Below are 15,226 nucleotides of genomic sequence, written 5' to 3' on the forward strand. Positions count from 1 at the left end.
TGGGCATATTCTCCCATATTGTTTGTATCTCTTTACACTGCTACAATAGACTTTATGAAGAGGAGAATAAAATTATGAAAATTATATTAAGTACACTCAACGCAAAATATATTCATACTAATTTAGCGATACGCTATTTAAAAGCAGCTGCACTGCCTGAATTCGACTGTGAGCTTGCTGAATATACAATTAAAGACCCGGCTTTCAACATTGTATCCGACCTTTTCCAAAAGAAACCGGATGTTGTCGGATTCAGCTGTTATATTTGGAATATTAATGAGACGATTGCAGTAATCCGTATGCTAAAAACGGTATTACCGAATGTCAAAATTGTATTAGGCGGTCCGGAAGTTTCCTATGATGTCCATGAATGGATTCGCAAACATGAAGAAATTGACTATATCATTATGGGTGAAGGTGAAGTCTCATTTAAAGAAATGCTTCGCCACTTCAATGGTGAGATTCCACTCGAAAAAGTGCCGGGCATTTGCTATTTAGAAGAAGGCAAATTAAAAATCCATGCACAGCCACCGAAAATCGATTTACGAGAAATTGCCTCCCCTTTCCGATTTGAAGAAGATTTACCTCATGTAGGGAAGCGGATTCAATATATCGAAACGAGTCGTGGCTGTCCGTTTAGCTGTCAATTCTGTTTATCTTCTATTGAAGTAGGGGTTCGTTATTTCAACCGCGAGAAGATTAAAGAAGATATTCGCTACTTAATGAATAACGGGGCAAAAACGATTAAATTCGTAGACCGTACCTTTAATATTAGTCGCAGCTACGCGATGGAAATGTTCCAGTTTTTAATTGATGAACATCAGCCAGGTGTCGTATTCCAATTCGAAATCACGGCGGACATTATGCGTCCTGAAGTCATCCAATTTTTAAATGACAATGCACCTAAAGGGCTGTTCCGTTTTGAAATCGGTGTCCAGTCAACTAATGACTTAACGAACGACCTTGTAAAACGTCGTCAAAACTTCGAGAAGCTTACTCGTACTGTCACAATGGTAAAAGAAGGCGGGAAAATCGATCAGCATCTGGACTTAATTGCCGGATTGCCTGAAGAGGATTATGCATCATTCCGTAAAACATTTAATGATGTCTTTGCGATGCGCCCAGAAGAGCTACAACTTGGCTTCCTGAAACTGCTTCGCGGGACAGGCTTACGATTGGAAGCCGAAAAGTACGGTTACACATATGTTGATATTTCGCCATATGAAATTTTCTCAAATAATGTATTAACTTTTGATGATATTGTCCGTATTAAACATGCGGAAGACGTACTGGAAAAGTATTGGAATGCACATCGTATGGACAATACAATTGAATATTTAGTGACAGAAGTATTCGAAACGCCATTCGACTTCTTCCAAAGCTTCGGCACATACTGGGAAACAAAAGGCTGGTCACGTATCGGCCATCAGCTTGAAGATTTATTCCGCCGTTTACTCGAGTTCCTTCAAACAGTCGAGCATGCCGACTTAGAAGTGATTACAAGCTTAATGAAGTACGACTTCCTGCAAGGTCAGCAGTTCCAGCCGCGTAAACTTTGGTGGAATGATCGCCTTTCTGAAATAGAGATGAAAGATGTCTATGCACGTATCAAAGAAAACCCTTCTCTAGTAGGTGAAGAATTTGAAGCAATGCAGATTACTGAACGCGAATTATTCAAGCACTCTTTAATTATTCCGTTCCACATCGATTTACAAAACTACGAAGTCGGTGCACCACAAAAGAAAACGGGCTATTTATTCACCTATTTCCGCAATGGACAACAGCCTTACTTCAGCACATTTAATTAATTCAAAAACGCTGCAAACTCCTAATAAAGGGTGTGCAGCGTTTTTTATGAACTGAAAACTTATTTTTTATTCGATTCAGAATCCGTCTGCTTTTTTTCCGGACTATTATTAGATTGTTCTTCTGTTAAATCATTGTCTTCACGAAGATCCAAATCATCCGGGTTTAATTCTGGCCCAACCTCTTCTTTCATGTTTTGACGGTCATTCCCTTTCTTTTTCTCCATATAGATCACCTCCATCCTATAAATTAACCATTCGGCTATTATCTATTCCGCCGAACTGGTTAAACAGAGCTGCAGCAGCCTACTCGTTTTATACCCCAAAAAAGAGGGCATAATTCAAATAAGAAGAAAGGAGTGCTATTTTTTGAAAATCTTTTTAGTTATTTCAAGCATTGTTGTTCCGCTTATTATGGTTGTTCTAAGAAAGAAGATTAGTAAGTCCGCTCTTGTTTTCAATATACTCGCTGTTATTTTTGTCATCATTTTCGGCAGTATTGCATCTACTTCCATTTATCAGATCATTGTTGATGATGCTGTATTTATGACAAAAATCCATGGTTTATTTTTAAATGAACTCTTTTTAATTTCCGGTGCCTATATCGGAGTTTTTACTATTTACAGACTGATGATTCTCACATTGCATGAAAAATAGCTGCGCTTAAAAAGAACGCCCATTCCCTCAAAGGAAATGGACGTTTTTACGTATTGTTTTAAAATACTTACCCGATAATGATTCGTTCCTTCGGGTAATGGTACTTCTTCTTCTGTGCAGACCCGCCGATTGAATACAGGAAAGAAATGAGTCCTACACGTCCTACAAACATGAGAACCATAATGACCATTTTCCCGAATGCCGTTAAGTCCCCTGTTATGCCGAGCGACATCCCGCAAGTTCCGAACGCTGAAGTAATTTCAAATATAACTTCCATCATCGTTGCGCGGGATTCTGTAATAAACAATACCATTGCAGCGCCGAGCACCATAATAATCGCAAAAATCAGCACCGCAAACGAACGGTATACATCGATTACATGAATTTCCCGGTTAAAAATTTGAATCTCCGACTGCCCGCGGGAAAATGCGATTAAAAACAAAATGACAATCGCAAATGTCGTTGTGCGAATTCCGCCTCCGACAGAACTTGGTGACGCTCCGATAAACATTAGCGCACTCATAAAGAGCTGTGTCGCTTCGTTAAACGATGTTACGTCAAAGGTCGTTAAACCGGCCGATCTAGTGGAAACCGATTGAAACATGGCCGTAAACGCCGCCTCATGCCATCGCATCCCTTTAAATGACTGGAAGGATTCAATAATAAAAATAACAACTGAACCGAAAATAAACAAGGCAACATACGTGAATGTCGTAACCTTTGTAAATAAGCTAAAGCGAAATGCCGGATCCTTCTTCGTTAAATAGGCCTTCACTTCAATTAATACAGGAAAACCGATTGCTCCCAGGAAAATTAAAATCATACAAACAAATTGGATGAAATAATCGTGGTGAAACGGCTGCAAACTCATTCCGGTAATGTCAAAGCCTCCATTTGTTGTCGCAGAAATAGCTGCAAACAATCCATTGATCGACGCCTCTTCCCATGTCGCAAAATAACGCTTAAAATGAACCGTTAATATAAAGGCACCGGTAAATTCAATCATAAAGAGCAGCTTGGTAATTTGACGAATTAATGCAACAACACCCGATAAATTATACTGATTATGGTCAATCATGATGAGCTGACGTTCACGCATACCGATTTTCTTTCCAAACAACAGCCATAAAAACGTACCTATGGACATAATCCCGATTGCACCAAATTGCAGGATCAGCAAAATCATAGCAAGTCCAAAGCTACTGTAGGTTTCTGCAACAGTAACTGTTGTTAAACCTGTTACACTAACTGCACTAACCGCTGTAAACAGACTATCCAGAAACGATACGTGTACCCCTTCCAAATGAACCCCTGGAAGACGCAGCAGTAAAAAGGACACTAAAATGGCAACAGAATAATAAGTGATTAAAATTTGGAAAGGCGTAATTTTCCGACTTTCGAACTTTTTTAAAGGCATAGATTGGCCTCCGATAATTAATTACATTTTTTCTAGTATAATTAATAACCTTGAAAATGAAAAGAAGATACTTCTAATAGTTGAAGTATCTCCTAAATCTTTTGTTATTCCGCTTTTGCTTTTTTGTTTTTGTACACACTTACAATATATCCGCCTACAGCAAGTCCAAGGAGCACGACCCAGAAGATGGATTTCCACAATGTCGAATGCGGGAAGTGCGGGTCGATAATGGCCAAGTTCTCATGTCCTAACGCCAATACAGCCAATTTCACACCTACCCAGCCTACAATTAAGAAGGCCGCTGTTTCCAATGTCGGATAGTCGTTTAACAGCTTAACAAACATTTGCGCAGCAAAACGCATAATGACAAGCCCTATAAAACCACCAAGGAACATAACAGCAAATGGACCGGCATTGATCCCGCCAATGTGGTAATCACTAATATGCGGTAATGTCATGGCAATAGCTACTGCTGCAAGCATTGAGTCAATCGCAAATGCAATGTCCGCAAGCTCTACTTTCAATACAGTCATCCAGAAGCCAGAGCCTTTACCTTCTTTGATATCCGATTCCTCATCCTGCTTTTTAAAGTGATTATCGTATAGATGTTTTATGGATATGAATAATAGATACGCTGCACCAAGCGCCTGAATTTCCCAGTATTTCGCTAAGAACGTAATAAGGAACAATGCGATGAACCGGAATACAAACGCTCCGAATAACCCGTAAAATAATGCCTTTTTCTGTTGTTCTTTCGGTAAATGTTTAACCATTACTGCCATTACCACTGCATTATCTGCAGCTAACAGCCCTTCAAGGAATACTAATACAAGTAAGACCCATGCGTATTCTAATAAAATTGCTTCCATGAAATTTCTCCTCCTTATTATTTACTTGTACCCAATAAATTAGGTGTTAATAATATAAATTTGAAAAAATATCCTTTTTGCCAAAAAAGAAAAGACCTCTGCCTATGTAAATAGGCAAAGGTCTTGCTAAGCACATAATGCTATCACACCCGATGGCTCCTAACCATGTAATGACGAATGTGAAGTAAGTACATTTAAATATAGCGCTTATCTAAAACGATAGGCTGCTATTTAAATCTCTTATAGCTACTCCCCTTTGACAAATGTCAATTGGATATTCAATTCAATTCTTATATTGCTATTTTACCGATAATGTCCCGAAAAATCAAACGATTCTTCTATAATTCATCAAAATTTTACATTAACGCGCGGTAAATATTTCTTTTCAGTCTATTTTTTTGCTTCCTTTTCAATCAGGCTGTAAATGATTGGTACGATAAATAACGTTAAAATTGTTGAACTCATCAACCCTCCAATAACGACAACCGCCATTGGCTGATTCATTTCTGTCCCTTCGCCAATTCCCAACGCTAATGGTACCAACCCTAAAATAGTCGTCAGAGCCGTCATTAAAATCGGTCTCATGCGATCCTGCGCGCCAATAATAATAGCATCGTAGATATTTAATCCGAGCTGTCGTTTTTGATTAATATAGTCAATGAGAACAATGCCATTATTCACGACAATCCCTACTAATATAAGGATTCCGATAATAGCTGTGACACCGAGCAATGTATTTGTTACAAACAATGAAACAGCGACACCGATAATCATTAGCGGAACGCTGAATATCATAACAAACGGCAGCTTAAATGATTCGAATTGAGCGCACATAACTAAATAAATAAGAATGACCGCCAGCAGAATAGCCAAAATCATATCTTGTTTTGCACTGTCGAATAGTTCTCGGTCACCGCCAAAAACAACTTTCGATGTTGCAGGAATGCCGTCTTCTTCAATCGCTTCATCCACTTTTCGGGAAATGCCGCTAAGGGATTCGGACGTATTGTATTTTACAAAAACTGCAACGGCCGATGCCTGATCCGATCTCCGAATAGCGGTTTGGGTTTCTTTTATTTCGACCGATGCCAGCTGTTGCAGTTCGACAAATACCCCGGCATTTGTTCGAAGCTTCATCGTTTTAAGTGCTTCTACATCTTCACGGTACGCCTTTCCGAAACCAGTGTATACTCCAAGTACTTCACCATCTTCGGCTATGATCTGTGTTGTAAATGCGCCTCGTGTCATCATATTGACGGTTTGTGCGATTTGTGCGGGCATTAACCCATATTGAAGTGCATCATCACGATTTACTTCAATTTGAATTTCCTCTTTCACTTCATCCAAATCAGTGGTTACCTCAATAACTGAATCAATCTGTGCAACACGTTGCTGAATAGAAGCGACCGTTTTTTTCAGCTGAGGCTCATTGCTGTCTGTCACACGAAATGTTAAAGAGTTCGGTGTTGATCCAGAAGAAGATGACAATGAAAACGTCACTTCTGCACGCTCTCCGATTTCCTGCTGTACTTGTTTTTCAAACTGTTCAACAAACTCAAAAATGGAGCGATCTCGTTCTGATAATTCAACAAGCTTGACTGAAATCTCCCCTTCATTTTGTTCACTAGTACCTCGGGATAAAGATTGCTGATTTCCTCCAATTAAACTGACCACTACATCAACTTCTTCATACTGTTTCGCCATCTCTTCAATTTCCGAAACAATTTGTTCTGTTTTCTCAACAGTTGCACTGTTTGGAAGCTCGACAGACAAGGACACAAACCCTTCATCTGTAGGCGGCAAAAACTCAGTACCTGTTTTATATAATATAAATCCAGATATACCTACCAAGACGATTGTGATTGTTAAAATAAGGGCCCGTCTCTTTAAACTCCATTTTAGTGCTTTCGAATAATTTTGATACAGCCAAGATTCCTGACGCTTCTTCACTACAATTAAAGGTTTTGTACGTAAGAAACGGCTGGCTAGCATCGGAACAACTGTTAATGCCACAAATAGTGAAGCAATCAAACTAAATGAAATCGTTAACGCGAACTCTAAAAATATTTGACCGATTAACCCGCTTATAAAAATGACCGGGACAAAAACCGCAATCGTCGTGACAGTAGAAGCGGTAATTGCCAAAGCCACTTCCTTAGCTCCATTGACTGCCGCATCTTTAGGATTCTCCCCAAGCTCTAGATGGCGCTCAATATTTTCTATTACAACGATGGCATTATCCACTAGCATCCCGATTCCAAGTGCAAGGGCACCCAGTGTCATAATGTTTAAAGAAAAGTCCGCAAAGAACATTAGCACAAAAGTTACAATGACCGAAAAAGGAATCGCGATCCCAATAATAAGCGGACTTTTTATTCCGGATAAAAAGACGAATAACACAAGCATTGCAAACAGCCCGCCAAAAATAAGCGAGGAGCTAATATTACCAATCGCCAAGCGTACATAGTCCCCCTGGTCAAATAAAATGGTCGCTTCGATTCCATCATATTGGGGTTCATCTAATAATTGTCCAAGCTCCTTCTGAAAAGTTTCGGAAACATCTGCAGTATTTGCTCCAGACTCCTGCAAAACCGAAATGAGTACAGCCTGCTGGTTATTGGCCCTTGTAATTGTGTTCGTTTCCTGCTCTTTTCGTTCTACGTTTGCTATATCCTGAACTTTTATTTCTTCACCTGTTAATGGATTGACAGAAAGCACAACATTCGCTATTTCTTCCGGACTTGTAAACAAGCTGACTACTCGAGTCGTTAACAACTGATTCTCTTTTGTACTTAGCTCTGCACCCGGCATTGAAATATTACTCGCCTGGATAATTTGCATAACATCATTTTGCGTTAAATTATTTTGCTCAAGCTTCTGCGCATCAAGCTCAATCTGTACTTCTTCTACTATTTCACCAGAGACGGTTACACTGGCTACCCCTTCAGTACGTTGCAATTCCTGTTCAAGTGATTCGGCGATTTGTCGGATATCGACTTCTTCACTTTCTGCAGACAATGCCAATTGAATAATCGGAAATTGCGATGGATCAAACTTCAAAAAACTTGGCCTTCCTGCATCTTCAGGAAGTGGGACAAGATCAATACGCTGTAAGATATCCGTTTGAACATCATCCATATTCGTTGACCAATCAAATTCCAATATAATCAAGTTGGAGCTTTCCAGCGATGTCGACTGCACTCGTTTAATCCCCGGTAATGTCGCCAGGGAAGCTTCAAGCGGCTTTGTCACTTTTTCGTTTACTTCTATCGGACTTGCACCCGGATAGCTTGTCACAACAACTCCAATCGGCGGATTTAAATCGGGTATTAACGTAACTGGTATTTTAAATAATGAAACTGCGCCGAGTATTAGCACGAAAATCATTGAAACAATTGTAAAAACCGGGCGTTTTATAGAAAACTTGCTTATATTCATCGGTGGAAAGTCCTTTCATTTTGTCTTTATATTAATTAAAATTCGTGTAGAGCTATCTTTTTCCCTTTTATCATTTGACAAAAACTTACGTTACTACAGCAAAATGTTACAAAAAATCATACAAGGTAGGCAGGTTTTAGCAGTTTTTATTGTAAAATTCAGTGATTTTTTTTGCTGGATTGTCATGCCTACTACATTAGCTACGGGGGTCCATTTATGTGTTTAATTGCATTTTCCTATAAAGTCCATCCATCATATCCACTCATCATCGTTGCAAATCGTGACGAATTTTATGACCGTCCGACAGCAGCCGCCCATTTTTGGGAAGATGAACCTGATATATTAGCTGGACGAGATTTACGACAACAAGGAAGTTGGATGGGTGTGTCGAAAAATGGTCGTTTTGCTGCCATCACAAATTACCGTGATCCGCGTCTTCCTGAAACCGGCCAATTGTCACGTGGAGAAATTGTACGGTTATTTTTAACTTCTACGGAATCGACAGACTCATTTATCCAGTCACTCCGTTCAAAAAGAGATTTGTACGGCGGCTTCAATGTTTTGCTTTATGACGGCGAAGATATGCATCATTACAATAATATTTACGATGAACACCGCATTGTAGAAAGCGGAATTCACGGTGTAAGTAATGCTACTATCAATACACCATGGCCAAAAGTAAATTCGGCAAAGAGTGTACTGGAAAATACATTCGAAAACGAGGCAATCGAAGTGAATACCTTAATTTCGCTATTGGCAAATGACGAAATCGCACAAGATGAAGTATTGCCAAATACTGGTGTAGGTATCCATCTGGAACGGTCTTTATCCGCTCAATTTGTAAAACTTCCTAATTACGGCACTCGCTGCTCAACAGCCATTGTTTTCCACAATAAAGGGGAGATTGATTTTCTTGAGCGGACATATGAGGACGGGAAATATAAATTCGACCGGGCTTACCGTATAGATGCGGGAGAGTGAGTGAATTTCAGCGAGCTGAGGCCGGGGAGGAGTTCTACTTTTCAGGTGAATCGTTCTACTTTTCACCTGAAATATTCTCCTTTTAAAGGCTGGCGTTCTACTTTATATCGCAAGTATTCTAATATCCGGCCTCGGTTCTCTTTTCTCAAGCTTTTGTTCCACATTCGGGGTGAATCGTTCCACTTTCAACGTAAAACATTCTCCTTTTCTCTCTTTACTTCCTACATTTAAATCGGAAATTTCTGATAAATTTCCGGTATCTACTATCACTATATATTAAAGCACAATAAACCCCGGCGATTTTCCTTCACAGAAAATCACCGGGGCTTATAAATATCAGATTATAACAAGCTGTATAAATGAATATTTTCGTTTTTCTCAGAGAACCAGCGCATCGCAAATTCGTTTTCGAATAAGAATACTCTATTATCGAAACGGTCTTTAACAAGCATAGAACGTTGAGAATGCATTGAATCTTTCACATCTTCTTCGTTTTCAATCCAACGTGCAATCTTGCTGCCAATCGGCTGCATAATTACATCTACATTGTATTCGTTAATCATTCGGTGCTGGAATACTTCAAACTGTAATTGACCAACCGCACCAAGGATTACTTCTTCAGTATGCAGAGTTTTGAAGTACTGAATTGCGCCTTCTTGAACTAATTGCAGAACGCCTTTTTGGAATTGCTTCCCTTTCATTACGTTTTTCGCCGAAACTTTCATGAAAATTTCAGGTGTGAATTGAGGTAATTTTTCAAAGTTGAATGTTTTCTTACCGCCGACTACTGTATCCCCAATTTGATACGTACCTGTATCATAAAGACCGATAATGTCACCGGCAACCGCTTCATTTACTGTTTCACGATCATCTGCAAGGAATTGTGTTGACTGTGTCACTTTGAAAGATTTACCTGTACGTGAAAGTGTCATGTTCATACCACGCTCAAATTTACCCGATACAATACGCACGAATGCAATACGGTCGCGGTGTGCCGGGTTCATATTCGCTTGAATTTTAAAAATGAAACCAGAAAATTCGCCATGGTCTACAGGATCGATAAATTGCTCCTCTTCCGTAATACGAGGCTGAGGAATCGGTGCAAATTTTAAATACGTATCAAGGAATGTTTGAACACCGAAGTTCGTTAATGCCGAACCGAAGAATACCGGTGTCAATTCACCACGTGCAATTTTATCTTCCGAATACTCATTGCCAGCTTCATTCAGAAGTTCGATATCGTCAATAGCCTGTGAATAATACGATGTTTTTTTCATATCGTTATCAATGGCTAAATGCCCTTCTTCATCAAGCGGTAAGTAGCGGTCGCCTTCTTCTACACGGAATTGCTCGATACGTTTGTTGTAACGATCGTAAATTCCTAGGAACTCTTTCCCCATACCGATCGGCCAGTTCATTGGATATGCATTAATACCAAGCACTTCTTCCAATTCTTCAATAAGCTCTAGTGGCTCTTTCCCTTGACGGTCCAATTTGTTGATAAAAGTAAAAATCGGAATACCGCGCATTTTACAAACTTTGAATAGCTTTAATGTTTGGGCCTCAATCCCTTTAGCCGCATCGACTACCATGACAGCCGAGTCTACAGCCATTAACGTACGGTACGTATCTTCCGAGAAGTCTTGGTGTCCCGGTGTATCCAGAATGTTTACACGGCAGCCTGAATAATCGAACTGCATAACAGAAGAGGTAACCGAAATCCCACGTTGTTTCTCGATTTCCATCCAGTCAGATGTCGCAAACTTTCCTGACTTCTTTCCTTTTACTGTTCCTGCGTCACGAATCGCACCACCGAATAATAGTAGTTTTTCTGTAATCGTCGTTTTACCAGCATCCGGGTGACTGATGATGGCGAATGTACGACGCGATAATATATCTTGTTCTAAAGTCATTAATTTCGTCTCCTTTTTTCATACTTTCTTATTTTAAAAGACAACAGTCATTTGTTACAACCTTTTTTACTTTGGCGTGCTCATTTTACGTAATCTCCGAAATATTTTGAAGAGCATAAAGCCGATTACAATGGCGATTGCATTTAATAATACATCATCGACATCAATACTACGACCAATAAAATATTGTGTCCCTTCAATAAATAATGGGATGGCAAATGCAACGATATGCATGATGCGCCATCCTCTGTACTTTTTCCATAATAGCGGAATAAAGAAGCCAAAAGGAATAAACAAGACAATATTGCCTGCCAAATTATAAAATGCGATATTTGCCAATGGTCCATTCAATTGGTCATAATACAGCAAAATTGTTTGTAATGGGGTAAAATTGCTGCGCACATATGCGGTCGAAGTATCAAAAATGATCTGTCCATTCGAGATTTGGAAGTTAGGGATAATCGTTTGTGAAAAAATACTGACACTGTAAAAGAAGAATACGAGCATCACCAATTCACGCCTCGCATTTTTTGTTTTATTTTTTATATAGAACATTCGCAATATGCAATAAATGGGGAAGCTCACAGTGCAATATGCAATCATACTAAGTAAAAATGAATGGATCATTTTTGTCACCTCCAAAAAAATCCACCGCTAACGCTTTTACGTTAACACGGTGGATTTGAAAAAATTATTGCATAATCTATACAAATTTTAACTTTCCAGCTTCAATCGCAATTTTCGCATCACTATGCGGATATTTCGTATTTTCGATAATTTGGTAATCCTCATGACCTTTTCCTGCGAAAATAATAATATCACCAGGATTTGCTACGCTTACTGCATGTCTAACAGCTTCCGCACGGTCACCGATACAGGCATAATTTTTATGTTTCATACCTTTCGCCAAATCACCCGTAATACTGTCAAATTCCTCATAGCGCGGATCATCCGTCGTCAGGACAACATAATCTGCAACAGATGCTTTTTCTGCCATCGTCGGACGTTTCGTTTTATCGCGTCCGCCACCTGTACCAACAAGGAAAATCAATTTATTTTCCGGTTTTTTATATGGCATTGCCGCATTGATCGCCTTTTCAATTGCATCCGGTGTATGTGCATAGTCGATGAACATTTGAATCGGTAAATCTGAATCTACTTTCTCCATACGCCCTTTCACCGGCGGCAGCATTTCAATTTGTTCAATAATGACATCAATCGGGAAACCGCGAGCATAAAATACGGCTGTTGCTGCAAGGACATTGTAAATATTGAATTCACCTAGTAAATGCATTGATACCGGGAATGTACCCTCCGGTGTTTCCATATCAAATTGCGTCATTCCATTTTCATAATTGCAGTTTACTGCACGGAAAATCGCATTATTATGCAATCCATAAGTCCAAATTGGATATGGTGTCATTTCCGCATAGCGCTCAGACCATGGATCATCAGCATTTAAAACGACATGCTTGTTCTTCTCCAAGTCTTGTCCAAGTTGAGAAAACAGCAAACCTTTTGTGTTGCCGTAGTTTTCCATCGTACCGTGGAAATCTAAATGGTCATGCGTTAAATTCGTAAATACCGCCACATCATAATCAACACCTGCTAAACGGCCTAACGCTAAACCATGTGACGAAACCTCCATCACCATTGCACGGCAGCCCTCGCTTTTAGCACGGAAAATCATCTGTTGTGTATTTAATGAATCACTTGTCGTATTTGCCGATTCATATAGCACTCCATTTAAATTGAAGCCGATTGTTCCCGACAATGCCGATTTTTCGCCAAGTCCGATTAATATATTGTGGATAATTCCAGATACACTTGTTTTCCCGTTTGTACCTGTTACTCCAATCATCATAATATCCTTCGATGGATAATCAAAAAACTTTGCCGCTAAAATTCCAAGTGTACGAGTCGTATTTTTTACGATTATTTGTGCAATTTCTCCATCTAATTGTAATAGACGTTCCGTAACGATTACAGTTGCACCTGCATCAACTGCCTTTTGAGCATAGTCATGCCCGTCCACCGTAAAACCTTTTATACAAATAAATAAACTGTTTGGCTGTACACTGCGCGAGTCAATCGCAATATCGGTAATCAGTTTCGGTAATTGACCTACAACTTTTTTTTGCATCAGTGTACTTAAAAGTTCTTCTGCATACATAATTCTTTCCCCCACAATTGCAATATAATTGCGAATGATAATTTTCTTCTATGTACTAATCATCATACTGTGCATAGAATGAAATTTCCACGCTTTTCATTAACTGTAATGTTTCCGTATAAATAAACATGTTTGCAACATAAGGACTTTGGACATATAATACATAAGTTCATTTTTCTCGCTATTGACTCAATATACAGGATTTAAGAACTAAAATTATATTAAAATAAAGATTCCACTTTGTTCCCTTATTTAATTTATTTATACGATATATATATCATATCAAAATTCGCCATTTATCGACATCATGAATTACTGTATCATTATAGTTAATATTACTTATCCGAGGTGTTTTATGCAGCAACATGAAATTCTGAATAAGCGAAATTTGCTTATGGTTATTACTTATTTTTTCTCAACGCTTATTTTTACTACTGTCATTATTACACAGCTGTTCAAGCATCCTTATTCATTTTTAGTTATTAGCATTGGAAGTTGCATTATACTCATTGCTTTGTATTATTTAAAAACGCCTCCAAAAGTACTTCAAATTATTTTGATTTGTACATGGCATATAATCGTATTCCTATTCAACTATCAAAATGTAAATATAATTTCGTTTTATACTTTTATCTGGGTTATAGCGATTTTAACAATTTACCGTTCATATATTATTTCCATCATCAACATAGTACTAGTCTTCATTGAAATTTTTATATTAAATAAATTATCAATGATACCCTATCATAGTTTTAAATCTGAAGATCATCTTTTACTCTTCAGCTTTCTAATTGCTGTCTGCATTATGAGTATTGGTCAAAGCCTTTTAATAAAACAGATTTGGTTAAAGCTTGAGAAAAATGCAATCGACCGTGAATATTATCTGAATTCCAAACATGCATACTTACATTTGTTTTTCGAACAGGCTAATGATGCAATTGCTGTCTTCGATTTGGAGGACCGTGTTATTGCGGTCAATCCTGCATTTGAGAAATTGTATGGTTGGTCTAAGGAGGAAGCATTAGGGCGTGTTTTACCGCTCATTCCCCCAGAAAATGAGGAAGAGTCAAAGCAAAGGAAAGTAGATTTGATGCTCGGAAAAAAATATCGTCTGCATGAAACGACCGATATGAGAAAAGACGGCACTTTTTTTGATGCACAAATTTCATTGTCGCCTATTTTAAGTCCGCATGGTAACATTATCGGATCGTCTGTCATTTCGCGAGACATATCCTATATTAAAGAAAATGAAAATCTGATTTTACAATCGGAAAAGTTAAAGCTTGTCGGCGAGCTTGCTGCGGGTGTAGCCCATGAAATCCGCAATCCGATGACGGTCATTTCCGGCTATGTACAAATGATGAATGAAGATCCTGATTCACCTTACTATGAGTATACAAAGCTCATTCAAAATGAAACAGAGCGAATCGAATTAATTTTATCGGAGTTTCTTGTATTATCTAAACCTCAAGCAAACCAATATGCCCCAATTAATTTGGCGGAAGCTTTATCGGAAGTCGTCCAGTTTCTTCAATATGAGTTCCAGTCAAAAGCAATTTCCTTGAAAATTATTAACGAATTTTTAAACATTACAATTTTAGGAAATAAAAATCAACTAAAGCAAGTATTTATAAATTTATTTAAAAACGCGATTGAAGCGATTATTGAAGATGGTTCTATTACATTACAAGTATGCAAAAGTAAAGATGAGAAGGATATTTATATCCAGATTATTGATACTGGATGCGGTATTCCACAAAATGTACTGAATCGGATATTTGAGCCTTTCTATACGACAAAAACAAATGGAACAGGGCTCGGCATGATGATTATCCATAAAATTGTACAAGATCATCAAGGGACCATCCAAATTAAAAGTAAACAGCATGTCGGTACTGAAATATTATTAACATTTCCGATCATGACAGAATAATAGAAGAAGAAGGCTTTCCTGAGTTTCACTGTTCGGGAAA

Annotated in this window: 10 protein-coding genes and 1 pseudogene; 4 read left to right on the forward strand and 7 right to left on the reverse strand. The window is 38.5% G+C overall.

All coding sequences use genetic code 11. The annotated features are described in order from the left end of the window. Positions 1-74 precede the first annotated feature (74 nt). A complete protein-coding gene (locus M3166_RS10030; RefSeq protein ID WP_251689638.1) occupies positions 75-1,808 on the forward strand; it encodes a B12-binding domain-containing radical SAM protein in 1,734 nt (577 codons plus the stop codon). Between the two features lie 59 nt (positions 1,809-1,867). Here the strand turns inward: M3166_RS10030 and M3166_RS10035 are convergent, their stop codons facing one another. Then, positions 1,868-2,032, reverse strand: a complete 165-nt coding sequence (locus M3166_RS10035; RefSeq protein WP_251689640.1) for a hypothetical protein — start codon at positions 2,030-2,032, stop codon at positions 1,868-1,870. Positions 2,033-2,174: 142 nt separating this feature from the next. On the opposite strand from M3166_RS10035, the gene M3166_RS10040 reads away from it, so the two are divergent. Then, the gene (locus M3166_RS10040) at positions 2,175-2,462 is read left to right on the forward strand and encodes a transposase (RefSeq protein ID WP_251689642.1); all 288 of its coding nucleotides are present in this window, start codon (positions 2,175-2,177) and stop codon (positions 2,460-2,462) included. A 67-nt stretch (positions 2,463-2,529) separates the two neighbouring features. Here the strand turns inward: M3166_RS10040 and M3166_RS10045 are convergent, their stop codons facing one another. The 3 genes from M3166_RS10045 to M3166_RS10055 all read right to left on the reverse strand — a co-directional run bounded on the left by M3166_RS10045 (position 2,530) and on the right by M3166_RS10055 (position 8,186). Continuing rightward, positions 2,530-3,879: a TrkH family potassium uptake protein gene (locus tag M3166_RS10045; protein WP_251689644.1), complete on the reverse strand. Its 1,350-nt coding sequence runs from the start codon at positions 3,877-3,879 to the stop codon at positions 2,530-2,532. Between the two features lie 104 nt (positions 3,880-3,983). Then, positions 3,984-4,748, reverse strand: a complete 765-nt coding sequence (locus M3166_RS10050) for a TerC family protein (RefSeq protein WP_251689646.1) — start codon at positions 4,746-4,748, stop codon at positions 3,984-3,986. Between the two features lie 390 nt (positions 4,749-5,138). Beyond that, positions 5,139-8,186, reverse strand: coding sequence for an efflux RND transporter permease subunit (locus tag M3166_RS10055; protein WP_251689648.1), 3,048 nt, complete (start codon positions 8,184-8,186; stop codon positions 5,139-5,141). A 216-nt stretch (positions 8,187-8,402) separates the two neighbouring features. Between M3166_RS10055 and M3166_RS10060 the strand changes: the two are divergent. After that, positions 8,403-9,056: pseudogene (locus tag M3166_RS10060) on the forward strand (NRDE family protein); the annotation flags it as partial. Between the two features lie 452 nt (positions 9,057-9,508). Here M3166_RS10060 and M3166_RS10065 read toward each other — a convergent pair. The 3 genes from M3166_RS10065 to M3166_RS10075 form a co-directional block, all read right to left on the reverse strand. Then, the gene (locus M3166_RS10065) at positions 9,509-11,080 is read right to left on the reverse strand and encodes a peptide chain release factor 3 (protein ID WP_251689652.1); all 1,572 of its coding nucleotides are present in this window, start codon (positions 11,078-11,080) and stop codon (positions 9,509-9,511) included. 66 nt (positions 11,081-11,146) lie between these two features. Continuing rightward, positions 11,147-11,587, reverse strand: coding sequence for a VanZ family protein (locus M3166_RS10070; protein ID WP_251690043.1), 441 nt, complete (start codon positions 11,585-11,587; stop codon positions 11,147-11,149). Between the two features lie 196 nt (positions 11,588-11,783). Beyond that, entirely contained in the window at positions 11,784-13,253 is a 1,470-nt protein-coding gene (locus tag M3166_RS10075; RefSeq protein ID WP_251689654.1) for a UDP-N-acetylmuramoyl-L-alanyl-D-glutamate--2,6-diaminopimelate ligase, read from the reverse strand. Positions 13,254-13,608: 355 nt separating this feature from the next. On the opposite strand from M3166_RS10075, the gene M3166_RS10080 reads away from it, so the two are divergent. Beyond that, positions 13,609-15,186, forward strand: coding sequence for a two-component system sensor histidine kinase NtrB (locus M3166_RS10080; protein WP_251689656.1), 1,578 nt, complete (start codon positions 13,609-13,611; stop codon positions 15,184-15,186). The last annotated feature ends 40 nt before the right edge of the window (positions 15,187-15,226 follow it).

This window comes from Solibacillus isronensis, from assembly GCF_023715405.1.
Taxonomy (GTDB): domain Bacteria; phylum Bacillota; class Bacilli; order Bacillales_A; family Planococcaceae; genus Solibacillus; species Solibacillus isronensis_B.

What these genes read in the sequence shown, in the direction of transcription:
- M3166_RS10030 (WP_251689638.1), top strand. Translation starts at nt 75, where the DNA reads ATGAAAATTATATTAAGTACACTCAACGCAAAATATATTCATACTAAT.
- M3166_RS10035 (WP_251689640.1), bottom strand. Translation starts at nt 2,032, where the DNA reads ATGGAGAAAAAGAAAGGGAATGACCGTCAAAACATGAAAGAAGAGGTT.
- M3166_RS10045 (WP_251689644.1), bottom strand. Translation starts at nt 3,879, where the DNA reads ATGCCTTTAAAAAAGTTCGAAAGTCGGAAAATTACGCCTTTCCAAATT.
- M3166_RS10050 (WP_251689646.1), bottom strand. Translation starts at nt 4,748, where the DNA reads ATGGAAGCAATTTTATTAGAATACGCATGGGTCTTACTTGTATTAGTA.
- M3166_RS10055 (WP_251689648.1), bottom strand. Translation starts at nt 8,186, where the DNA reads ATGAATATAAGCAAGTTTTCTATAAAACGCCCGGTTTTTACAATTGTT.
- M3166_RS10065 (WP_251689652.1), bottom strand. Translation starts at nt 11,080, where the DNA reads ATGACTTTAGAACAAGATATATTATCGCGTCGTACATTCGCCATCATC.
- M3166_RS10070 (WP_251690043.1), bottom strand. Translation starts at nt 11,587, where the DNA reads ATGCTCGTATTCTTCTTTTACAGTGTCAGTATTTTTTCACAAACGATT.
- M3166_RS10075 (WP_251689654.1), bottom strand. Translation starts at nt 13,253, where the DNA reads ATGTATGCAGAAGAACTTTTAAGTACACTGATGCAAAAAAAAGTTGTA.
- M3166_RS10080 (WP_251689656.1), top strand. Translation starts at nt 13,609, where the DNA reads ATGCAGCAACATGAAATTCTGAATAAGCGAAATTTGCTTATGGTTATT.